Raw genomic sequence first — 22,528 nt, forward strand, 5'->3', positions numbered from 1 at the left:
GCCCAGGTCGACACCCAGATCGCCCCCATCGCCCACCAGTGTTCCTTCGCGGAGATCGAACGGGTCGCCAACAAGGCCGCCGCCGAAGCCGACGCCGACCAAGGCGAAGAAGACCGCGCCGAGACCGCCGCCGGGCAGTACCTGCGCATCGCCCTCGAGGACGCCGAACACAACCACGGCTACGTCCCCATCGAAGGCCTCCTCGACCTCGACGACGCGCTGGCCCTGGACGCCGCGATCAAGGCCAAGGCCCACGCGCTCCTGGCCGACCACCCCACCCTCGACCTCGACGAGCGCCGTGCGAAGGCCCTCGGAGTCCTGGCCGACCAAGCCAACGCCGGCAACACCGACGGTGCGGGTGCCCGGGAGCTGGTCATCTACGCCCACCACGACACCCGCGAGGCCCACGGCATCATCAGCCTCGAAAGCACCGGCGGCCTCAGCAGCACCGGGTCCACCATCACCATCGAGCAGCTCGCCGACTGGTGCCACCACGCCAACACCAAGGTCAGCATTCGTCCGGTCCTCGACCTCACCGAGAACCTGCACGTCGACCGGTACGCACCCACCCCACTGATACGCGAACAGGTCATCCTCACGTGTCCGACCTGCGTGTTCCCCGGCTGCGGGAAGACCGCACGGCGCTGCGACCTCGACCACATCACCCCCTGGCATAAGGGCGGCAGAACCGAGTCGACGAACCTGGCGCCCCTGTGCCGGCTGCACCACCGGATGAAGACGCACGGCAACTGGACCTACACCCGGCTGACCCTCACGACGTTCGAGTGGACCAGCCCCATGGGACGCGTCTACGTCAACGACCTCACCCACAAGAGACGACGAACCCACTGACCCCCACCCCACCAGCCATGCCGGTGGGGCCACAGTCATGTCAGCCTCCGACCAGCACCGGGCGTGCCTCGACCACCCGCAACTGCTGCGGAGTCCCCGGGATCGTCACCGTCCCAGCGACGTCGCGCCACGGACCACCGCCGACGCGGAACTGGGCGGCGTAGGTCGTGTCCACGCTCGGACTGACCCGGCCCTTCTTGAGGTACTCGTGGGTGACCTCCAGATCCGGGTACGCCGCGCCGGGCGACGTCGTCTGGTCGAACTCGCCGTCCCCGAACTGCCACCCGAACGACGCCGGCCAGATCCGCAGCTCGACCTGCCGGCCCAGCAACGTCACCGTCCGGGTGAACTCGCCCTGCTCGGTGTAGAAGTTCGTCTCCAAGTTCACCAGCGTCCGCCCGTTCGGCGGCTGGATCACCAGCTTCGCCTCCGGCAACGGGATGCGCCGGAAGGCGCGAGCAATCAGGGCTGGAGTCGGCTCTGGATCAGCGATGACTGCTGCCGCAGGAACGTCGCAGTAGAGGAACGGATCAACATCGTTGGTGATGGCCGTTTGCGTGCACATCGAGTCGAGATCCGAATCTCGTGGCGGCAGATCGCCCACCGGGTCCGCGGCGCCTGTTGGCTCGCCATCGCAGACGACCTTCGTGTTCACCTGGGCAACTCCCAGTACAAACTCAGTGACGACATGCTGATGGCAAGCCGCTTGCGCACGCGCTGGTATCAGGATCGCGGACACCAAGAGCAGAGCCGCTCCGGCGCGCTTGATCACGAGAGATACCCGAAGAAACGGATCCGCCACTGGTCTTCGATCCTGGTCAGATCCACCACGACCATGTGTCGTTCGAGTCCGTACGAGACCGGGGACGCTCCCTCTTTCGGGATTGTGGTCCCGGGCGCGTAGTTGATCGCCGCGGTGACTCGCGCTTTGCCCCCAGACCGCGACTTCAAACGCGCTGACACGACCTCCCACCCGGCCGTGTCAAAAGACCCGCCGTCCGCGTGGACCTGACGAATCGGTTCGAGCGAGTCCTCGCAGGTAGTGCATCCAACAGCGCTCAAGGCTTCGACCGACGAGACATCACCGGTACCGAGTGCAATGTTGCGCGCATCGATCCACGCCCGAACTGTTTCCACTGGGCCCAGCACCTTCGCGCCAGCAGACGGACTCGCCGTCGTCGGCACCTCCGACGACGGCGGCCCGAACTTCGGCTTGGGGTCGTCGTCGGAGCAACCGGCGACGAGAAGCACCGGGATCAGGGTGAGGGCGGTGAGGGTCGCCCGAGTACGGCTCACGCCGCCGATCATTCCCCGCCATCGGCCGGAGCGAAACGACCAACGACCCGCCTGTGGAGAACTTCAGCCGCGAGCGGCGCGCAGGGAGCTGGAAGGGCAGTCGCGCGAAGGAGAGGACCTTGAAGCCCGTGCTCTTCGTCTTCGTGGAGTCCACGGCCATCTTGATGTTGCCGGGGTAGGCGCCGAGGAGCAGCAGCACGCTGGCGACGATGACCTCCTTGTGCGCCGGCACCCACGACGGCATCAGCGGGAGATAGACCTCGGGCTTGGCCGGGTGGACGGTGCCGCTGGCGGCGAACCCGAGGGCCAGGACCTTCACGCTACGAGGGAGAGCCCTGCCGCGTGAGTACGGAGGCGCTCAGAACATCACGGTGGCGAAACGCGCGGTCTCGCGGAAGCCGACGCGCTCGTAGACGGCGCGCGCGGTGGTGTTCCAGTCGTTGACGTAGAGCGAGACGACCGGGGCGATCTCGCGGCGTACGAGCTGTACGACGGCCGCCATGCCGGCGGTGGCCAGACCGAGGCCGCGAAGGTCGGCGGGCACGAAGACCCCCTGGATCTGAGCGGCGTACGGCGTCGCGCAGGCGACCTCCGCCTTGAAGACGAGCCGGCCCTGGTCGTCGAAGCGGGCGAACGACCACCCACGGTTGATGAGCTGGGTGACCCGCGCGCGGTAGAGGTCCGCTCCCCCGCCGTACTCGGGCGAGACACCGACCTCCTCGGTGTACATCGCGACGCACGCCGGGTAGAGCTCGGGCATGTCCTCGCGGGTCGTACGCCGGACCAACGGGTCCGGCGCGACCAGCGGTCCCGCCGCGAGCTCCAGGTGCGGCTGGTCCCAGCGGGACTCGCGCGGCTGGCCCCAGCTGCTCGCCACGCCGTTCCAGAAGGTGCGTACGGCGTCCTGCGGGCCCACGATCGTGGAGACCGTGCGGCCTCGGGCCAGCGCCCGCTCGGCGAAGGCAGCGGCGTCGTCGGCGGTGGCCGACACCGGCACCAGGTTGGCGCCGACATGGCAGGCGGCCACGAGGTCACCCGCCTCGAAGCGACCCCACATCTCGCCGCCGAGCCAGCGCGGTTCGAGGTTGGTGGTCGTGGCGCGGTAGTCGGCGAAGACATTGACCACCGGATCGCGACGCGCCAGCGCCAGGAAGGCGTCCAGGTCCGCGGCCCCGAGGGGTCGGACTCCGTGGCGAGTCGTCAGCACGGCAGGAGCCTAGCCCGATCGGGACCTAGGAGACGCTCACCTGAGCCGCGGCGCCGTCGACCGACTCCATACCCTCCGCGATCCGCATGGCCTCCTCGATCAGGGTCTCGACGATCTGCGACTCCGGCACGGTCTTGATGACCTCGCCCTTGACGAAGATCTGGCCCTTCCCGTTGCCGGACGCGACGCCGAGGTCGGCCTCGCGGGCCTCCCCCGGGCCGTTCACGACACAGCCCATGACGGCCACCCGCAGCGGCACCTCCATGCCCTCGAGCCCGGCGGTGACCTGCTCGGCGAGCGTGTAGACGTCGACCTGGGCGCGGCCGCACGACGGGCAGGAGACGATCTCGAGCTTGCGCGGGCGCAGGTTGAGCGACTGCAGGATCTGGATGCCGACCTTGACCTCCTCGACCGGAGGGGCCGAGAGCGAGACCCGGATCGTGTCGCCGATGCCCTGCGACAGCAGTGCGCCGAACGCCGTCGCCGACTTGATCGTGCCCTGGAACGCCGGTCCGGCCTCGGTGACGCCGAGGTGCAGCGGCCAGTCACCGGCCTGGGCGAGCAGCTCGTAGGCCCGCACCATGACGACCGGGTCGTTGTGCTTGACCGAGATCTTGAAGTCGTGGAAGTCGTGCTCCTCGAAGAGGCCCGCCTCCCAGACCGCCGACTCGACCAGGGCCTCGGGCGTCGCCTTGCCGTACTTGTCGAGGATCCGCTTGTCGAGACTGCCGGCGTTGACGCCGATCCGGATCGACGTGCCGCGGTCCTTGGCGGCGCGCGCGATCTCCTTGATCTGGTCGTCGAACTTGCGGATGTTGCCGGGGTTGACGCGTACGGCGGCGCAGCCGGCGTCGATCGCGGCGAAGACGTACTTCGGCTGGAAGTGGATGTCGGCGATCACCGGGATCTGCGAGTGCTGCGCGATCTCGGCGAGCGCGTCCGCGTCGTCCTGGCTGGGACAGGCCACCCGGACGATGTCGCACCCGGTGGCGGTGAGCTCGGCGATCTGCTGAAGGGTGCTGTTGACGTCGGACGTCAGCGTCGTCGTCATCGACTGGACCGACACCGGGGACTCGCTCCCGACGCCCACCTTGCCGACCTTGATCTGGCGGGTCTTGCGGCGCGGGTTGAGCACCGGCGGGGGCGCCTCGGGCATGCCCAGGTTGATCTCGGTCATGCCCCTCAGGCTACTGACTCATCGGGCACGAAGCCTGATCGGGACCCTGCGGCGCAACCGCTCGACCTCCGCCCGGGAGAGCTCGAGCTCGCGCCGCGCCTCGGCCAGCTCGGAGCGGAGCACGTCGGTCACGACGGCGCAGGCCTCGCGGCGGTTCGCGATCGATCGATATCTCCGCTGGCGGTGCTCGGCGAGCTCCTTGCGCTCGACGTCCAACCCGCGCTCGACCAGCTCGCCGACCCGCTCCGCGATCGCCCGCACGTTCTCGTCGGCCAGGCGGCTGAGCCGCTCCGATCCCGCCCGGACCTCTGCCCGGGTGCCGGCCGCCAGGGCGGCTCCGATCGCGTCTCCGAGGTCCTCGATCCGCACGTCGAAGGGCATCTGGGCGTCCCAGTGGGTGGCGTAGCGCGTGGGCTTGGCGCGGCGCATCGTGACGCGCGGGAGCCCGTACGCCGCGGCGATGATCCGGACGTGCAGCGACGTACCGATCACGACCCTGGCCTCCCGGATCTGGTGCACGATGTCGAGCGGTCGACGGTCGGTGAGCACCTCGACCTCGCGCCCCGCGTCGAGCGCCCGCACGTGCTCGGCCACCCGCTCGAGGTCCTCGACCGAGTCGTGGCTGGAGGCGGCACCGGCCATGAGGAGCCGGATCCGAAGGCCGCCGAGGTGCGCGCTCCCGACCAGCTCGCGAGCGAGCCGCTCGTGCCCGAACCTCCGAAGCAGCCGGGTGGAGAACTGCACGACGACGACGTCCGAGCCCGGGTCTGGGTCGTAGGGCTCGAGCAGGCTGATCGCGTGGACCACGTCGGGGGCCAGCGTGTGCCTGACGCCGATCCGGCTGAGGAAGTCACTCGACTCCCGGTCTCGCACGGAGACGACGTCGGTGGTTCGCAGGACCTCGAACACCTCCTCGCGCACGTGCGGCGCCAAACCCCTGGCACCGGCAATCCCCACCGAGTTCAGCACCGAGATCGCTGCCGCGTTGCGCCCGAAGGCTCCGGGCGTCGGGATGTACGGTGACGCGAGCTCGGCGCCGTGCAGGGCGGCCCGCATCAGGGCGCGCTTGTCCACGGGGTCAGCCGCCCGAAAGGCGGCGTACTCGGCCGGCGACTTCGACATCCGCAGCGCGGACTCCAGGGTGGTGCCGCCGATCTGGCCCCCGACGGACCAGATCACGTCGAACTCCCTGTCGTTCAGCGCGTCCCCGAGCGCGACCACGCGCCGGTCCAGCAGCGGCGTCATGTCCGCGGCGAACGGTGCCGCCGCCACGATCTCGCAGCCCGTCAGGTAGCGCTCGGTCAACAGCAGGAAGAGGAGGTCGCCGAAGTTGTCACGCTCGTAGGCACCGACGGTCAGGACTCGGGTCTGGTTCACCCGAGGGATACTAGACCAAAGCGGTAGACATACTTGCCGAATGGTCAGGACTGCAGGCGCACCGGTACGACGAGGTCGCCGACGATCAGCACCAGGCCCATGACGAGCAGGCAGCTCGCAACGACGTACGCGATCGGCAGCAGCCGGGCCACGTCGACGTAGCCGGGGTCGGGCCGGCCGCGGAGCCGGGCCCAGCCGCGCCGCATCGCCTCCCACAGAGCCCCCGCGATGTGCCCGCCGTCCAGCGGCAGCAGCGGGATGAAGTTGAACATGCCGATGAAGAAGTTGAAGCCGGCGATCAGCATCAGCAAGAAGACGGCCTTCTCCTTGACGGGGAAGTCCTCGTGGGAGACCGTCTCGCCCGCGATCCGGCCGCCGCCGACGATGCTGACCGGGCCGTTGGGGTCTCGCGGGTGGACACCGGCGATGGACTCGGCGACACCCCAGACCTTCTGCGGCAGGGTGCCGAGGGCGATGACCGTGTCCTTGGTCATCCCGCCCATCTTCTCGATCGTGTAGATCGGGCCGCCGGTCACCAGGCCCGTGAACGTCGGGCTCACGCCGAGGAAGCCGACCTGGGTCAGCTTGTCGTCGGTGATCGAGGTGGGCCGGGCCGTGACGGTGGTGTTGGTCGTGAGCGTCAGCTCCTGGCCGTCGCGCTCGACGACGATCGTCGCGACGCCGTCCTCGTTGGCGCGGATCTCGTCCTGCATCGCGTCCCACGTCGTGAACGGCGCGCCGTTGAAGGAGACGATCCGGTCGCCCTTCTCGATCCCGGCGGCCTTGGCAGGCGCGACCGGGTCCGACGCCTCGCAGGCCCGGTCCAGCTCCGCGGCGGGCAGCACGCAGTCGACGACCCCGCTGACGACGGGGCTGTAGGGCTTGGCCTCACTGGGGTTGCCGTACGTAGCGAAGACGCCGGCGAAGATGAAGAAGGCGATGAGGAGGTTCACCGTCGGACCGCCGGCCATCACGATGACCTTCTTCCACCACACCATCTTGTAGAAGAGGCGGTCGGAGTCCTCGGGCTTGATCGTCTCCCACTCGGCCGCGCGCGCGTCGGAGATGAGCTGCGTGAACATGCCGGTGTTGGACTTGCGGACCTTGACGACCTGGTTGCCCTGCTCGTCGACGTCGACGTCGACCTCGTCCGCCAGCTCGGCCGCACCGGGCGGGAGCATGCCGACGATCTTGACGTAGCCGCCGAGCGGGACCGCCTTGACGCCGTACTCCGTCTCTCCGACCTGCTTGCTCCACACCGTCGGGCCGAAGCCGATGAAGTACTGGGTGACCTTCCCGCCGAACGCCTTGGCGGGGATCATGTGGCCGAGCTCGTGCAGGCCGATCGACGCCAGGATGGCGAGCACGAAGATCACCACGCCCAGCAGGTAGAACAGGCCTGTCATCGGGCTCCTTCGATCATCTCGGTGGCGGTGGTGCGCGCCCAGGCGTCGGCCGCGAGGACGTCCTCGACGGTCATCGACTGCTCTTCAGAGGGTACGTCGCCACTGCTGAGAACAGCCTGAACGGTTGGCACGATCTCGGTGAAGGCGAGCCGCCCGTTGCGGAAGGCGTCGACACACACCTCGTTGGCCGCGTTGTAGACGGCCGGGGCCGTGCCTCCGCGCTCCCCCGCCGCACGTGCCAGCGCGACCGCCGGGAACGCGTCGTCGTCGAGCGGGAAGAACTCCCAGGTCTCCGGGCGGGTCCAGTCGACCGAGGGGGCCGCATCGGGCACCCGGGCGGGCCAGGCGAGGCCGAGGGCGATCGGGATGAGCATGGTCGGCGGGCTGGCCTGCAGGAGCGTCGAGCCGTCGACGAACTCCACCATCGAGTGCACGACGCTCGTCGGGTGCACGACGACCTCGATCCGGTCGAACGGGATGCCGAAGAGCAGGTGTGCCTCGATCACCTCGAGGCCCTTGTTGACCAGGGTCGCCGAGTTGATCGTGATCACCGGGCCCATCGCCCAGGTCGGGTGCGCCATCGCCTGCTCGGGCGTGACCGCGGCGAGCTCCTCGCGGGTGCGGCCGCGGAACGGGCCTCCGCTGGCGGTCAGCACCAATCGGCGTACCTCCTCGGGGCTGCCGCCCCGCAGGCACTGGGCGAGCGCGCTGTGCTCGGAGTCGACCGGCACGATCTGACCCGGCTTGGCCCTGTCGAGGACCAGCGGGCCGCCCATGATCAGCGACTCCTTGTTGGCGAGCGCCAGGGTGTTGCCGGCGTCGAGCGCGGCCAGCGTGGGCCGCAGCCCGACGGCGCCGGTGATGCCGTTGAGCACCACGTCGCACTCGCGGCCGGCCGCCTCGGTCGAGGCCTCCTCGCCCAGCCCGGAGAAGGCCGGAGCGAACTCGCCGACCTGCGCGTCGAAGAGCTCACGGTTGGAGCCGCCGGCAGTCAGCCCGACGACGCGGAAGCGGTCCGGGTTGGCCCGGACCAGCTCCAGCGCCTGGGTTCCGATCGAACCGGTGCTGCCCAGGATCACGATGTCTTTGACGGGGCCGCCCACCGGTCCAGTCTCCCGTATCCCGCTCGCACGACTGAATCCGGCGATTTGCCTGCCGATTTCGTCAGCATCCCGACCTCGCTTCTGCGGAACCCGCCGGTCTAGGCTCCTCCTCATGACCGAATCTGCTGTCGGCGGCCCCTCCCTTCCGCAGGGGCGCCGCCTCGTCACCGCGATCCCCGGCCCCGGCTCCCTCGAGCGCCTGGATCGCAAGAAGGCGTACGTCGCCGACGGCGTCGGCACCACGCTGCCGGTCTTCGTCGTGGCCGCCGGCGGCGGCGTCATCGTCGACGTCGACGGCAACTCGCTGATCGACCTGGGCTCCGGCATCGCGGTCGTCTCCGTCGGCAACGCGGCGCCGGCCGTGGCCCGCAACGTGCACGCGCAGGTCGAGGCCTTCACGCACACCTGCTTCATGGTCACGCCGTACGACGGCTATGTGGACGTCTGCGTCGCGCTCGCCGACGTCACCCCCGGCGACCACTCGAAGAAGTCGGCCCTCTTCAACTCCGGCGCCGAGGCGGTCGAGAACGCCGTCAAGATCGCGCGCGTCGCGACCGGTCGCGACGCGGTCGCCGTCTTCGACCACGCCTACCACGGCCGCACCAACCTCACGATGGCGATGACCGCGAAGAACATGCCGTACAAGAACGGCTTCGGCCCGTTCGCCGGCGAGGTCTACCGCGCGCCGATGTCCTACCCGCTGCGCGACGGGCTCACGGGCGAGCAGGCCGCCGCTCGCGCGATCGACGTGCTGGAGAAGCAGGTCGGCGCCGGCAACCTCTCCTGCATCGTGATCGAGCCCATCCAGGGCGAGGGCGGCTTCGTCGTCCCGGCCAAGGGCTTCCTGCCCGCGCTGGCCGCCTGGGCGAAGGACAACGGCGTCGTCTTCATCGCCGACGAGATCCAGACCGGCTTCTGCCGCACCGGCGACTGGTTCGCCAGCGACGACGAGGGCGTCGTGCCCGACCTGGTGACGACCGCCAAGGGCATCGCGGGCGGCCTCCCCCTCGCGGCCGTGACCGGTCGCGCCGAGCTGATGGACAGCGTCCACGTCGGCGGTCTGGGCGGCACCTACGGCGGCAACCCAGTCGCCTGCGCGGCCGCGCTCGGCGCCCTGGAGGAGATGCGCGGGGGGTCGCTGGACGCTCGGGCTCGGGAGATCGGCGCGATCATGGCCTCGCGGCTGGGTGAGCTGGCCGCGGTCCACGACGTCGTCGCCGACATCCGCGGTCGTGGCGCGATGATGGCGATCGAGCTCTGCAAGCCAGGGACCACCGAGCCGGACCCGGTGCGGACGGCTGCCGTCGCGGCGTACTGCCACCAGCAGGGCGTCGTCGTCCTCACCTGCGGCACCTGGGGCAACGTCTTCCGCTTCCTGCCGCCGCTCTCGATCAGCGACGCGCTGCTCGAGGAGGCCTTCGAAGTCGTCGCGGAGGCGTTCGCCTCGACCAGGTAGCGATCAGGTCAGGGTGCGGGGGCGGATAGGGGAAATTCACCCGGCGAACGTGGTCGGTGCACCGCGAGTGCCGAGCGTCCGCCCCCGCACCTCCCAGAGCGTCGGACCAGCCGGATCCGTTACATCCCGGCGACGGCGACGCCCTCGGGATCGCCCGCGAGCGGGGCTGGTCGACATCCACACGCACTACGACATCGAGGTGCTCGACGGGCCCGGCCCGCCGGAGTCGGTGCGGCACGGCGTGACCACGCTGCTGCTCGGCTGGTGCTCGCTCTCGGGCTGCGACTGCTCAAGCACGTGCGTGACGCCGGGACCCTGCGTGAGGGCGACCGTGCCGACCTCGTGGTGATCGACCCCGTGCGACTCGACGCTCCCTCGAGGCGTACGCCGAGGGCCGGTCGGCCCGACCCTTGCCGCTCGCGGGCCATCAGTTCTGGGTGAGCCTCCCCTCGACCACCGGGTCGACCGGCGAGTTCGCGGTGACGTAGTCGGTGGCGACCTGCATCAGGTCGTCACCGGGCTGCAGGACGTCGGTGCCCTGACCGAAGACCGTGTAGCCGTCACCGCCGGTGTACATGAAGTCGTTCGTCACGAGCCTGACCGAGTCGCCGTCCCCGATCGGGATCTGCGTGCCCGCGATGCCGTCCGGTGTCTTCCACATGCCGTCGACGACCGGGGTGGCGCCGGCGCAGTGGAAGGTCACTCGCAGTCCCGACACCTGCGGGAAGCGCCCGGTGTTGACCAGGCTGTCGCAGACCGGCGAGAACCCGTTCAGGAAGGCGGTCCGCAGCTGTGCCCCGGTGAGGGTGAGGATCGTGGTCCGGTTGCCGAACGGCAGCACCGCGAACATCTCGCCCCAAGTGATCTCGCAGGGCTGCTCACCGGCGCTCGGCGGGGTGCAGACCAGGTCTTGGCGCAGGCCGCCCGAGTTGGTGTACGCCGCGTCGACGCCCGGGTACTTCAGCCGCATCGCGTCGGCCACCAGGTTGCCCATCTCCGACTCCAGGAGCCGGGTGGGAGCGCGCAGGATGTCGTTGGCCTGGGTGCCGACGACCTGGTTGCGCAGCACCGCCGTGTCGGCGTTCGCCTGGTCGATGATCGCCTGCACGTCGGGTCGCGCCGCCACCCCGAGCGTCTTCGCGACCCGCGTCGCGCCGCCGGCCCAGGCGACGTCGCCCCCCTTGACCATCAGCTGGAGCACCGAGTAGGACGCGCCGGAGTTGATGCCCTCGGTGATCAAGATGTGCCCGCGCACCAGGTTCGACACCCGGTGCGTGTGGCCGGCGACGATCGCGTCGACGGTCGTGCCCTGGAGCTGGTCGGCGATGCCGAGGATCGGGCCCTCCCACGCAGTGCCGGCCGTGTTGCCCGTGGGGTTGGCACCCACCGCCGTGCCCTCGTGGATGACGACGACCTGGACCGTCACGCCCTGGCGCCGGAGACGAGCCGACTCCGCTGCGATCCGAGGTGCCGCGTCGAGGAACGCCAACCCCTCGGTCGCGCCCGCCGCGACGAGCTCGGGCGTGTCCTTGAGTCCGGCGCCGATCACGCCGACCTTCACGCCGTTCACGCGGAAGACCTTCGACGGCGTGACCCACGGTGGTGCCCTGCCGGTCTCCGAGTCGACGATGTTGGTGGCCAGGAACGGGAAGTCCGCCCGCGCCTGTTGCTGGAGCAGCCGCGCGACGCCGTAGTCGAACTCGTGGTTGCCGTACGACGTGGCGTCCAGGCCCCACGCGTTCTCGACGTCGATCGCCGGCAGGTCCTGCAGCAACGCCGAGTTGGGCGGCGACGCACCGACGTTGTCGCCGCCGGCAAGGATCAGGCTCCGGCCGGGTAGGGCGTCGACCTCCTCGTCGAACATCGTGGCGAGGAACGCGCCGCCACCGACCCGGGCGTTGATCGCGTTGTCGTACGCCCGCGTCGCCGGTTCGAGCTGACCATGGAAGTCGTTCAGCCCGACGATCGAGACCGGCGTGTACTTGTGACCTCCTGCTACGACGTCCAGCAGCACCCTGCCCTGGCTGTGCTGCGGCTCGGGAATGCCGAGCAGGAAGGCGAGCGTCGGCGCGAGGTCGATCGAGCGCGCCGTGACCCGGCCGTGGCCGACGCCGGCACCTCCTGCCAGGAAGGTCGCCCGCATGTTGACGTTGGCATCGAGGTCCTGGACGTCGGGGACGTAGCCGTGCTGTCCGAAGAAGTGCGACGCCGCGACCAGGGTGCCTGGGGTCTCGGCATCGAACTGGTACGGCGGGAACGAGAAGACCACGAGGTCGCCGGTGCGTGTCGGGTGCGCCATGTCCGCGGTGCTGCCCGGCCCGTTCGGGATGTGGCGTGCCTCGGCCTTCGTGAAGGCGCGGTCGATCACCTTCCAGCCCTCCGGCCGGCCGTCGTGGGTCCAGTCGTTGGGATCGGTCAGCCCGAGGTACTTCGCCTTGATGGCCGCGACCGTGGCCGCCTCCTCGGCGGCGGGCACCTGCAGCAGGCCGCCGCCGGCCGGGTCACGCCCGGCGAGGTTGAGGTAGACCTGCAGCGCGCCGCCGGCCCAGCACGCCTTGGCCTTGCCGATCGTCTCCCCGGTCGCCGGCCGGCAGTTGGACGTCTGGGGACGAGACAGCAGGCCCAGCTCGACCAGCGGCAGGCTCGCGTCGACGGCGAGGAACTGCGGTGCGAAGCCGTGGTCGGATCCGACGAACGTCGTCGGGTCCCTGCCGACGAGGGACCGGGCGAGCCGCAGGGTCGCGTCGGACTCCTCGTACGCCTCGCGGATGAACGCCGAGCGCTGCCGCACGCGGCCGTCGGGTACGCCGTCGAGGTCGACGTCGTCGTACGCCGGGTTGCGCTGCCCCCCGGGCAACCGCTTGCTGACCAGGCCCAGGAACTGGTGCTGGAACTCGTCGGTGGTCGGCATCCCGACCAGGAGGAGGTCCGGCTTGTAGGTCTTGGCGACGTACTTCAGCATCGGCCAGTGGCCGGTGGACCAGTAGAGGCCCTGCTCGACGTACGTCTCCTCACTGGTGACGCCGGCCTCGAGGATCGCGAAGTCAGCAGCGGTCGAGGTCGGGAACTCGGCGGCGAGGAACTCGTCGAACTCGGTGTAGCCGGGCTCCGGGACCCAGGTCGGCCAGCTCGCGATCGCCCGGCTCACCGAGGTGTGGAACAGCCGCACGCGCGAGAGGTCGGACGACAGGGTCTCGACCCGGACCAGCATCCCTGCGGTCTTGCCGTCGAGCGCGCCGCCACGGATCGAGACCTTCACGTCGGCCCACTCGCCCTGGCGCAGGTCGGCGACGGCGTCCGCGCCGTCCTTCGTCGTGGAGAACAGCACCCGGTCGTAGCGGGTGCGGCCGTCGTTGCGACTGTCGTAGAGGTACGCGTCGAGCCCGTACTTGTCGGTGCCGGCATCGAGGACCCGCATCCGCATCTCCTGCGCCGGGCTGTACGACGTCGGCACGTTGGTCCACCCGGTAGCCGCAGTCGGTGCCGCCGCCGGGAAGGGAGCGTTGCCGGCGTACCCGGCGGGGTGGTCGAACTGCAGCCCGAAGGACCTGATGAACGCCTCGTCGTCGAAGAGCGGCCCACCTGCGTGCCCGATGAAGTTCGTCGTGACCCCACGGCCGGAGTGGAAGGTCTGGAAGTCGATGGTCGGACCTTGGATCGAGGCGTTCCGGCCGCCGGCCCACTCGACCTGGGCCACCTTGAGCCCGCCCCGCTCGGCCGCCTGGGAGATCGACTCGGCCTGGAGGACGTTCGGGTCGAAGGCGGCGGTGCGGTTGGTGAACGCGTCGCCGTTCTTGTGGAAGGTGTTGTTGGTCGAGCCGGTGACGCCGGGCCAGGCGCCGGTGGCCATGGTGTACCAGCCGGCGCCCGTGTTCGGCGGTGCCTGCGTGAGCATGCCGTCGCCACGGGCCTTCACGCCGTCGCGCAGCAACGCGCGCATCGTCGGCATGACGCCCTGGTCGGCGTACTTCTCCACGAGGTCCTGCCGCAGCCCGTCGGAGGCGAAGAAGACGCCTTGGGGCGTCGAGTGCCCCTCGGGCGAGGACCGGTCCGCCATCGCCGGCGTCGGGCCGACTGCGAGGGCCGTGACCGCGGCGGGCGTGATCAGGGCGGCGACGAACACGGCGGTACGGGCCTGGGTACGGTTCACGGCGCTCTCCCAAGAACAGGGTGGGAGTCGGTCCGAGGTGGACTGCAGCCGCTCCGAGCGCGGCTCCCGTCAACAAGACGAACCTGCCGCCCTTCCGACCTGCGGGTCAACGTCAACTTTGGGGATGGGATCGCCGCTCCGGTCAGCCCGCCAGGTGTCCCCACGCCGGGGCCAGGTCGGTCCACGGCCCCACCGCGGCGACGCGCCCCTCGACGAGGACGACCACACGGTCGGCCTGGGCGAGCGCCGCGCGCTTGCTGGTGGCGCCGATGACCGTGGCGCCGCGGGCGCGAAGCGCCGACCACAGTTCGATCTCGGTGGCGGCGTCGAGGGCGGAGGAGACGTCGTCGGCCAGGAGGAGCTCGGCGTCACAGGCGAGGCCGCGAGCCAGCGCGAGGCGCTGGACCTGACCGCCGGAGAGGCGGACGCCGCGGTGGCCGACCAGGGAGTCGGGACCGCCTGCGCTCTCGACGTCGGGCAGCATGCGCGCGCTCTCGAGCGCCGGCAGGACGACCCGGTCGGGGTGGTCGAGACGGACGTTGTCGGTGAAGGTGCCGGAGAGAACCCGCGGCACCTGGGCGACGTGGGCGATCCGGCCCGGGCGCAGGAACGTCTCACGGTCATCCGCCGGCTGGCCGTTCCAGCGGACCTCACCGGTCGAGGAGACCAGTCCAGCCAGGGCCGAGAGCAGGCTGGACTTGCCCGAGCCGACCTGTCCCAGGAGCAGCACCAGCTCCCGGGAACCCACCGTCAGGTCGACGTCGCTGACGCCGATCGTCCCGTCGTCGTGGATGGCGGAGACGCCGCGCAGCTCGAGGGTGTCCAGCGGGTCGCGCGGACCGGGGGCCGGGGCCGGCGCCACACCCCGCACCAGGTCAACGCCCTCGGGGAGGTGCATCAGGTCGCCGCCGCCCGCCAGTCGGCTGGTGGTCTGCATCCACGCCCGGGTGCCGGGAGCCTCCGTGATGACGGCACCCGCGACCCGACCGAACCAGTCGAAGCCGTTGACCGCCCCGGCCACCAACAGCGCCGTCGCAAGTCCCCAGCCGCCGGCGGCGAGGATGCCCCAGGCGGCGACCACGCCGCACTGCACCATCACGATCGGTACGCCGTCGAGCAGTGCCTGCACCCGGTGCTCGCGCACCGCGGCATCGACGCGACCACCGTCGACCTCGCGAAGGTGGGCGTGCACGCTCGGGGTCGACGCGGCCAGCTTCACGGTGCGGATCGAGTCGAGCGCCGAGACCAGTGAGCGACCGAAGCGGGCACGGGCCGCGGCTGACGCGGCGGCCGACCTGCCGGCGACAGGGCGGCCGAGGGTAGAGGCGAGGGACGAGGCCACCATGACGGCCAGCAGCACACCGCCGGCCAGCAGGCTCTGCGCCAGGACCGCCGTCAGTGCAGCGATCACGAGACCGTTGCCGAAGTCGACCCAGCGGTCGGCGTACCGCGCGAGCCGGTCGGCGTCCATGGTGCGAGCGACGACCTCGCCGGGAGGCGTACGGCGCAGCCGGTGCTGCTCCGTCTGTCCGGCAAGCACCGCTGTCCGGACCCGCAGCATCACCGCGATCCACCAGCGCGGGTAGAGCCGGATCGCCTCGGCCAGCAGGAGCGGGGAGGCCAGCAGCGAGACCACGACCGCGAGGGTCAGCAGGGTCGGGCTGTCGCCACGCTGCAGGGCGACGACCAGATGGCCCCAGATCCAGCCGGTCACGGCGCCGAAGGCGCCGCACAGCGCCGAGGCCAGGAAGATCGCGACGCTCAGCATGCCCCACTGCGGCTCGACCAGGAGCGCCGAGGTCGTGGCCCGGGCCAGCCCCGGGACCGGCTCGAGCGCCGGATCCGGGGGCGGCGCGCCGACTCGCCGAGCGGTGCCGACCTGGGTCGACCCGGACGCTTCGACGGCACGGCGGTCGTCGTCGTCCGACGCCTCCAGCAAGGCCCGGAACGGACCGGGCTCCGAGGCCAGCTGCGCGCGCGGCCCGCGCTGGACCACCTGCCCGGAGTCGAGCACCGCCACCTGCTCGGCTCGCTCGGTGGTCGAGAGCCGGTGGGCGACCAGGAGTCCGGTACGACCCGCGAGCAGCCGGTCGGCGGCGCGCACCACGTTGGCCTCGGTGACCGGGTCCATCCGAGCGGTCGCCTCGTCGAGCACGACGACACTGACGTCGCGCACCAGCAAGCGGGCGAACGCGACCAGCTGCTCCTCCCCCGCCGACAGCGTGGTGCCGCCGGGGCCGAGCAGGGTGTCGAGACCGTCGGACAGTCCGGCGACCCAGCCGTCGAGGCCGAGCTCGGCGACCGCCGCCTCGATCCGGGTGCGCGGGACGTCCTCGAAGAGCGCGATGTTGTCGGCCAGCGTCCCGGCCAGGACCTCCGTGCGCTGGGTGACGACGCCGACGGCGGAGCGCAGCGACTGGAGCTCGAGGTCGAGCACGTCGACCCCGCCGAGGAACATCGAGCCGCGTTCGGGCTCGACGGCGCGCGAGAGCAGTGACGCCAGGGTGGACTTGCCGGAGCCGGTGCGACCGACCAGGGCGAGGGTGGTGCCGGCCGGGACGTAGAGGTCGACGTGCTGGAGCGCGAACCGTCCTTCGGCGCTCTGCCCCTGGAGATAGCTGAAGTGCAGGTCGGAGAAGCGGAGGTCGAGCGGACCGTCCGGGACGGGTACGCCGTCCGTCGGCTCGCGCTCCGCTCCGAGCACCCCGCGCAGCCGCAGCACCGCGCCGAAGCCCTCCTGGAGGTCGGGCAGGTGCCGCGCCAGCTGGTCGACCTGACCGACGAACATCGTGGTGACCAGGAACAGCGTGACCAGGGACGCGGTGTCGAGGTGGTCGTTGACGACCAGGGTGACCCCGACCAGCGCGGTGCCGGCGAGCACCGCGTGCAGGAGCGTCCCGGCCCGGCGGGTGACCGTGGCCTCGACCCGCAGGACCGCGTCGAAGAGCGCGTGCACGCGGGCGGCGAGCTCGGTGCACCGGCGCAGCACGTGCGCCTGACCGAGGCTGGCGCGGAGGTCGTCGCACCCGGCGATGCCCTCCTCCAGGGCGGCGGCGTGGTCGGTCCAGGCGGCCTCCTCCACGACCTTGCGCGTGGAGATCTCCGGCAGCAGGGGACGGACGACGGCCAGGGCCGCCAGCCCGGTCGCCGGGAACAGGAAGAACGCGGGCCACCAGGTCACGCCCGCCACGATCCAGAGCGGGCCGGCCGCGAACACGGTGCGGATCGCCATCCAGCCGCTCTGACGCAACAGGGTGCCGACCTCGTGGGTGTCGTCGTCGATCCGGTCGAGCACCTCCCCCACGGCCTGCTCGGTCAGCGCCGAGAGCGGCTGGTGCATGGCGGCGTCGAGCAGGTCGGCGCGCAGCCGGCCCTCCGCGCGGTCCACCGTCCCCGCCCACAGGGTGCGGGCGACGGTGTCGAGCAGGGCGGCACCGATCACGCAGACCGCGAGCGCGCCGACCAGCCGGTCCGTCGTGTTCTCAGCAAGTCGACCGGCGACGAGCGAGCCGAGCGACGTACCGACGGCGGCGACCGCGCACGCGACGAGCGCGCAGACCGCGACCGGAGTGCGCAGGCGTCGCCAGTCGACCGTCCGAGCCGGGGCAGGTGGGTCGAGGCGCGCGGACGTGACCGTCCGGTCGGGGCCGAGAGTCGTGGACATCGGGGTCGACGCTACGACGCGGCACGGACAGTCGTCGCCTGCTTTACGCGACCTGACAACCTGGAGCCCGGTCTGGGCGTCACAGTCTCCGGAGGTGGGTGGATGCGTCGGGTGCTCGTCGTGGGTTTGCTGCTGGCTGTGCTCGTCCCGATGACACCGGGGGCGTCCACCGCGGCCGCACCACGGCACCGCGACCCCGTGGTGCCGTGCTCGCGCGGACTCGTCGCGCTGACCTTCGACGACGGCCCGTCGGCGACCGTGACGCCGAAGCTGGTGCGCCTGCTGCAGCGCGAGCGGGTGCCGGCGACGTTCTTCATGATCGGTCAGCACGTCGACGCGCACTCCGAGATCGTTCGCATGGTCGACCGGGCCGGCTTCGCGATCGGCAACCACACCTGGGCGCACGACGACCTCACGACGCTCTCCGGCCCGCAGATCCGGGCGTCGATCCGCTCGACCCGGCGCGCCCTGGTGCACGCCGGAGTGGAGCCGACCTCGCTGGCGCGCCCGCCGTACGGCGCCATGGACGACCGGGTCCGGCGAGTGCTGGAGGGGCTGGGCTACACGCCGGTGCTCTGGAGCATCGACCCGCGGGACTGGGCCGGCGCGAGCACCCCGCAGATCGAGGCGCGTGTCCTCGGCGCCGTACGACCTCACCGTGCCAACGTCGTGCTCCAGCACGACGGCGTCACCAACTCCCCCGCGACGCTGCGCGCCATCTCGACCGAGATCAGCCAGCTCCGGCGTCGGGGCTTCTGCTTCGCGGACCTCGACGCCGCCGGCGGGCCGACCCCGCCAGTGCCGGTCGCGACGGTGCGCGCCGACGTGCGCCGGATCGCCGAGGGCGGCCGGCTCCGGTTGACCGTGCGGCTGGACCGGCCGACCAGCCGCCCGACGACCGTCGGGCTCACGGCGCAGGGGCGGGTCTCCGCGTCGGTCGTGCGGTTCCGCGTCGGCCAGACCTCGGCCCACGTGTGGTTGCGGATCCCCCAGGACCGGGCCGACGAGCACGCCGAGCGCGCGATCTTCGGGACGACCGGAGGGAAGGGAACGCTGCCGTCGGCGGCCCGGTCGGTGCGGGTGCTCGACGACGACCCCCCGCCGCTCGTGCGGGCCGACGACGTCACCGCCGTCTCCTCACCCCTGATCCGGACGGTGGCCCGAGTGCCCGTCCGCCTCGACCGGACCACTGACCGGGACGTCTCCGTGCTGATCCGCACCCGACTCGGCGAGGGCCGTGCGGTCATCGCGGCGAGGAGCCGTGCCGCCGAGGCGCAGCTGACGATCCCGGTCGGTACGCCGGACCAGCAGGTCCGAGAGCTCCCCCTACGGATCATCGACGCGACGCATGCCACGCTCGACGCACCGGCGACCCTGGTGGTGCGGCCACCGGCCGTCGACCGGGCGACCGCTGCCCGGCAGGCCCTTGCCTCGGTGACCTGGCCGGCGCTGAGCGTCGAGGGCCTGTCGTTCTAGAAGGTCCAGCGGGTGGCGCCGCCCGGCTCGACGGTCATCAACGCCGTCATCGCGGTCGCGTCGATCCGGTAGACCAGCCACGGCGGCCGGGTCGGTGACCGGGGCGGCCGTGTCAGCGAGATTGGTGGCTGTCATGCCGGTACCGACCTGCCGCGAGGTCAGGAATCAGCGGCCTGCGCCTTGACCAGGACCCGCACCTGGGCGGCCGCGTGGGCGTCCGTGGACGGCAGTTGTACGACGTACCAACGGTCGAGCTTCGGCGCCGTGACGTCGAAACGGACCCCGCCGCCGGCCCCCAGCGTGACCTGGCCCTCGAAGACGACCTGCCCGTTGCGGGTGGTCTGCAGGTAGACCTGGTCACCGGCCTGGCCTCCGACGACCGTCGCGGTCACGGTCGACACCTGGTCGACCGTGAGGGCGCTCGCGGTCACGGTCGGCTGCACGGTGAGCTGCCGGGCCGCGCTGGCCAGCTTGGCGACCTTGAGCCGGACCTGGACAGACCTCTGCACCGGTCGGGTCACCAACGCGATCGACCCGTCGGCAGCCGTCCGCCCGGTGGCGACGCGTAGCCACCCGCTGGAGGTGCGCTCCTGGAGGTAGACGTGGACGTCCGGGACGGACGCCCCGTCAGCGGCGGTGACCTTGCCCGTGACGACCGCCGTACCGCCCGCCGCGACCTTGTTGCCGGCACCTGCCGACGAGATGTTGACAGCCGCCGGCACGGGTACCACGGGCGTGGTCGGTGACGGCGACCCGGTCGGGGACGGCGACGACGTCGGATCCGTGGGGGCCGAGCTCGACGGTACGTCGGTCGGGGTCTCGGACGGAGTCGGGCTCTCCGAGAGCGACGGGTCAGTCGTCGGTGTCGGCTCCACCGTCGCCGTCGCCGTCGCCGTCGCCGACGGCTTGGCCGACGGCTTCTCGGACGGCTTGGCGATCGGGTGCGTCGGCGCCGGAGCGGCTGGCTCAGGGCTCGGCGTCGGTGTCGGCTGCTTCCGAGCCTGCTCCACGCGACGCTGCGACTCGGCCGGCGGGACCCCGATGGGTGACAGCACCGAGTGGACCGCGCGCTGGACCGGGTCCGGGAGGTTGCTGGAGTACGCCGCGGCGACGCCTCCGGTCGCCAACGCGACCACCACGGCCAGCGACGTGCCCGCACCCAGACGGCGTACGGCGCGGTGCCCGACCAGGCTGGGGGCAGCAACGGCAGCCACGGGCGTCGCCTGGGCCGCTCGGAACATCTCGCGGTAGCGCTCCTCCTCACCGAGCTCCGCCGGCGAGCCCGGCGCAGTGAGCGCGTTGATCAGCGCCTGCTCGTCGAACTCTTCACTCGTCATGACTCACCACCTTCAGGTCAGGCCGGTCGTTCGGGCCAATGTCCTCAACGCTCTGTGCACTCCCACTCGGACCGCGCCGGGTCTCTTGTCCATCAACTGCGCCACGTCGGCGACGTCGAGGCCGGCCACCACCCTCAGGGCCACCATCTCGGCCTGGGTCGGCGGCAGTGTCGCGACCAACCGGAGCGCCTCGGAGGTCGCATCGTTGTCGGCAGCCTCCTGCTCGGCGCTGGGCGCTGTCGGCACCTGCCCGCTGGCCTCCACCGGGTCGGCCACCGAGACCACGGTCAGACCCCGCGAGCGGGCCCGGCCCTGGTCGATCGCGCGGTGCCGGGCGATCGTGAAGATCCACGCCCGGAAGTCGGCGAACTGGCCTTCGAACGTCGGCAGGCCACGCACGACGTGCATCCAGGTCTCCGCGGCCAGGTCCTCTGCCGCGTCGTCACCGCGCGCCTTCAGGTAGCGCAGCAGTCGCGGGTGCAGGTCTCGCCACAACGTCGCGAAGCCCGCCTCGTCACCGGCACACGCAGCGACCAGGGCGAACTCGAGCTCCTCGGCGGCATCCTGGTCCCGGACGTCCTCGGCGGTCGGCACGCGCACATCGGCTCGGGACGTGATCGTCCCGAGCCTCCGCGGCAGGCCTCCACCGTTCGTGGCGTCCAGCGTCACACCCCCGAGACTCGCGGTCGTCAACTCGTCCTCAATCGGTCAGTGTCGCACTGGTGCTGGTCGCGAACCGCTGACCGACGTACAGGAGACGGTAGTCGGTGCCGGGGGCGCTCGGTCGGATGAACTGCGCCACGCCGTTGGGTCCGGTGAGGTCGGTGCCCGTGTCGGTCCAGGCCTTCGTGGCCTGGTCGTAGGCCTGGAGCGTCACCACCGCGTTGGGGACCGGGTTGCCCTTGGCGCGGAGCTGGCCGCTGATGGCGAACCCGGCCGCGACGTCCTCACCACGGATCGAGAGCGAGCTCGGCGCACGCACCACGACCTCGATCACCCGGCTGGCACCGGTGGGCGGACCCACTGGACGGACACGCAGCCGGTAGCGGGTGTTGACCGCGGGGGTGACCGTGGTGCTGACCGAGCCGACGGCATCGGTGGTGCCGGTCGCCACGACGGTCCACGGGCTACCCTTGGCCACGACGCGAGCGAGCAGGTCGACGGTCGCACCGGCGACCGCGCTGCCGTTCCAGACGACCGTGCCGGTGACGACGGTGCTGCCACCCGGGTCGATGCGGGGCGGCTCGGCGGCGATGGTCACGGCGGGCCGGACCTGGACCACGACCGTGCCGCTCCGGACCGGCCGGAAGCTCTTGGTCCCCGCGAAGGCGAACCGGAACGTGGTCTGGATGCGCGGGTGCACGGTGAAGACCGCGCTGCCGTCCCGTCGGGTGCGCACCCCGTCGCGGAACTGCCAGCCGTCGGAGTTCGCCGTGCGCGCCAGCAGCACGACGTACTGACCACGGAGTCCCCTCTTCGCCGTGAAGAGCGTGCCCCGGACGACGGCCTTGGCGCCGGGAGCGACAACCTCGCGCATGGCCCGGATCGAGAGCGTCGTCGGGACTCGGCGGCCCGGGTGCTCCCCCGTACGCACCCGGACCACCGCCTCTCCGCTGTACCGCGGTTGAGCGTCGGGCGCCCCCGCGTAGTTCCAGCGGTAGCGCGTGGTCACCTCGGGATGTACGTCGAGGGTCAGCCCGCCCTTGACGCCCGCCGACACGGTGCCGATCGGGGTGAAGACGGCCTCGCCTGCCGCCCGCGCCTCCAGTGCAACGGGTCGACCTGCCACCGGGCGTCCCGGCACGTCGATGTTGCCGGCGATGGCGCCGGTCTCCCCGGGCTGGATCGTCGGGTCGAGTGCCCGGATCGAGATCGACGTCGCGGCCGGGGCCGCGACCGCGGGCCTGGCTGCCCCGAGTACGCCGAGAGAGCTGACGAGGAGCGCCCCGGCGACGGCGCCGGCCAGCGATCGAGTAGCGCGCACGGGCCCTCCTGGAGTGGTGATCTGGTGTGTCTCACCACTGACA

At 71.3% G+C, this 22,528-nt stretch carries 15 protein-coding genes; 3 read left to right on the forward strand and 12 right to left on the reverse strand.

Features of this window, described 5'->3' with window-relative positions; translation table 11 throughout:
* The coding region (locus ABEA33_RS02285; RefSeq protein ID WP_345524933.1) for an HNH endonuclease signature motif containing protein at positions 1–852 on the forward strand (852 nt) is incomplete at its 5' end.
* A gap of 40 nt (positions 853–892) precedes the next feature.
* Here the strand turns inward: ABEA33_RS02285 and ABEA33_RS02290 are convergent.
* The 7 genes from ABEA33_RS02290 to ABEA33_RS02320 form a co-directional block, all read right to left on the reverse strand.
* The gene (locus ABEA33_RS02290) at positions 893–1,624 is read right to left on the reverse strand and encodes a hypothetical protein (protein ID WP_345524934.1); all 732 of its coding nucleotides are present in this window, start codon (positions 1,622–1,624) and stop codon (positions 893–895) included.
* Positions 1,621–2,148 carry a DUF6318 family protein gene (locus ABEA33_RS02295; RefSeq protein WP_345524935.1) on the reverse strand — a complete coding sequence of 176 codons (528 nt, stop codon included), beginning with the start codon at positions 2,146–2,148 and terminating at the stop codon, positions 1,621–1,623. The genes ABEA33_RS02290 and ABEA33_RS02295 overlap by 4 nt, the downstream gene beginning before the upstream one ends.
* Before the next feature lie 358 nt (positions 2,149–2,506).
* On the reverse strand, positions 2,507–3,355 hold the full coding sequence (locus ABEA33_RS02300) for a GNAT family N-acetyltransferase (RefSeq protein WP_345524936.1): 849 nt from the start codon (positions 3,353–3,355) through the stop codon (positions 2,507–2,509).
* 25 nt (positions 3,356–3,380) lie between these two features.
* Positions 3,381–4,532: a flavodoxin-dependent (E)-4-hydroxy-3-methylbut-2-enyl-diphosphate synthase gene (gene ispG / locus ABEA33_RS02305; RefSeq protein ID WP_345524937.1), complete on the reverse strand. Its 1,152-nt coding sequence runs from the start codon at positions 4,530–4,532 to the stop codon at positions 3,381–3,383.
* Between the two features lie 18 nt (positions 4,533–4,550).
* Entirely contained in the window at positions 4,551–5,909 is a 1,359-nt protein-coding gene (locus ABEA33_RS02310) for a polysaccharide pyruvyl transferase family protein (RefSeq protein WP_345524938.1), read from the reverse strand.
* A gap of 44 nt (positions 5,910–5,953) precedes the next feature.
* The gene (locus ABEA33_RS02315) at positions 5,954–7,315 is read right to left on the reverse strand and encodes a M50 family metallopeptidase (RefSeq protein ID WP_345524939.1); all 1,362 of its coding nucleotides are present in this window, start codon (positions 7,313–7,315) and stop codon (positions 5,954–5,956) included.
* Positions 7,312–8,418 carry a 1-deoxy-D-xylulose-5-phosphate reductoisomerase gene (locus ABEA33_RS02320; RefSeq protein WP_345524940.1) on the reverse strand — a complete coding sequence of 369 codons (1,107 nt, stop codon included), beginning with the start codon at positions 8,416–8,418 and terminating at the stop codon, positions 7,312–7,314. The genes ABEA33_RS02315 and ABEA33_RS02320 overlap by 4 nt, the downstream gene beginning before the upstream one ends.
* Positions 8,419–8,530: 112 nt before the next feature.
* On the opposite strand from ABEA33_RS02320, the gene gabT reads away from it, so the two are divergent.
* The gene (gene gabT, locus ABEA33_RS02325) at positions 8,531–9,874 is read left to right on the forward strand and encodes a 4-aminobutyrate--2-oxoglutarate transaminase (RefSeq protein ID WP_345524941.1); all 1,344 of its coding nucleotides are present in this window, start codon (positions 8,531–8,533) and stop codon (positions 9,872–9,874) included.
* Between the two features lie 427 nt (positions 9,875–10,301).
* Here gabT and ABEA33_RS02330 read toward each other — a convergent pair whose 3' ends face one another.
* Together ABEA33_RS02330 and ABEA33_RS02335 are read right to left on the reverse strand one after the other, a co-directional pair.
* Positions 10,302–14,024 carry a 5'-nucleotidase C-terminal domain-containing protein gene (locus ABEA33_RS02330; protein ID WP_345524942.1) on the reverse strand — a complete coding sequence of 1,241 codons (3,723 nt, stop codon included), beginning with the start codon at positions 14,022–14,024 and terminating at the stop codon, positions 10,302–10,304.
* A gap of 142 nt (positions 14,025–14,166) precedes the next feature.
* Positions 14,167–17,688 (reverse strand): ATP-binding cassette domain-containing protein, encoded by a 3,522-nt coding sequence (locus ABEA33_RS02335; protein WP_345524944.1) that lies wholly within the window; start codon positions 17,686–17,688, stop codon positions 14,167–14,169.
* A gap of 102 nt (positions 17,689–17,790) precedes the next feature.
* Here ABEA33_RS02335 and ABEA33_RS02340 point away from each other — a divergent pair, with 102 nt between their 5' ends.
* Entirely contained in the window at positions 17,791–19,164 is a 1,374-nt protein-coding gene (locus ABEA33_RS02340) for a polysaccharide deacetylase family protein (protein WP_345524945.1), read from the forward strand.
* A 158-nt stretch (positions 19,165–19,322) separates the two neighbouring features.
* Here ABEA33_RS02340 and ABEA33_RS02345 read toward each other — a convergent pair whose 3' ends face one another.
* From ABEA33_RS02345 to ABEA33_RS02355, 3 genes are read right to left on the reverse strand one after another with little or no spacing between them, the layout of a single operon-like run.
* Positions 19,323–20,501 (reverse strand): peptidase associated/transthyretin-like domain-containing protein, encoded by a 1,179-nt coding sequence (locus tag ABEA33_RS02345; protein ID WP_345524946.1) that lies wholly within the window; start codon positions 20,499–20,501, stop codon positions 19,323–19,325.
* Positions 20,502–20,513: 12 nt separating this feature from the next.
* A complete protein-coding gene (locus tag ABEA33_RS02350) occupies positions 20,514–21,170 on the reverse strand; it encodes an RNA polymerase sigma factor (protein WP_345524947.1) in 657 nt (218 codons plus the stop codon).
* Positions 21,171–21,201: 31 nt separating this feature from the next.
* Positions 21,202–22,485, reverse strand: a complete 1,284-nt coding sequence (locus ABEA33_RS02355; protein WP_345524948.1) for a hypothetical protein — start codon at positions 22,483–22,485, stop codon at positions 21,202–21,204.
* Positions 22,486–22,528 lie beyond the last annotated feature (43 nt).

Source organism: Nocardioides endophyticus (assembly GCF_039543845.1).
Taxonomy (GTDB): Bacteria; Actinomycetota; Actinomycetes; order Propionibacteriales; family Nocardioidaceae; genus Nocardioides; species Nocardioides endophyticus.

What these genes read in the sequence shown, in the direction of transcription:
- ispG (WP_345524937.1), bottom strand. Translation starts at nt 4,532, where the DNA reads ATGACCGAGATCAACCTGGGCATGCCCGAGGCGCCCCCGCCGGTGCTC.
- ABEA33_RS02315 (WP_345524939.1), bottom strand. Translation starts at nt 7,315, where the DNA reads ATGACAGGCCTGTTCTACCTGCTGGGCGTGGTGATCTTCGTGCTCGCC.
- gabT (WP_345524941.1), top strand. Translation starts at nt 8,531, where the DNA reads ATGACCGAATCTGCTGTCGGCGGCCCCTCCCTTCCGCAGGGGCGCCGC.
- ABEA33_RS02335 (WP_345524944.1), bottom strand. Translation starts at nt 17,688, where the DNA reads ATGTCCACGACTCTCGGCCCCGACCGGACGGTCACGTCCGCGCGCCTC.
- ABEA33_RS02340 (WP_345524945.1), top strand. Translation starts at nt 17,791, where the DNA reads ATGCGTCGGGTGCTCGTCGTGGGTTTGCTGCTGGCTGTGCTCGTCCCG.
- ABEA33_RS02345 (WP_345524946.1), bottom strand. Translation starts at nt 20,501, where the DNA reads ATGACGAGTGAAGAGTTCGACGAGCAGGCGCTGATCAACGCGCTCACT.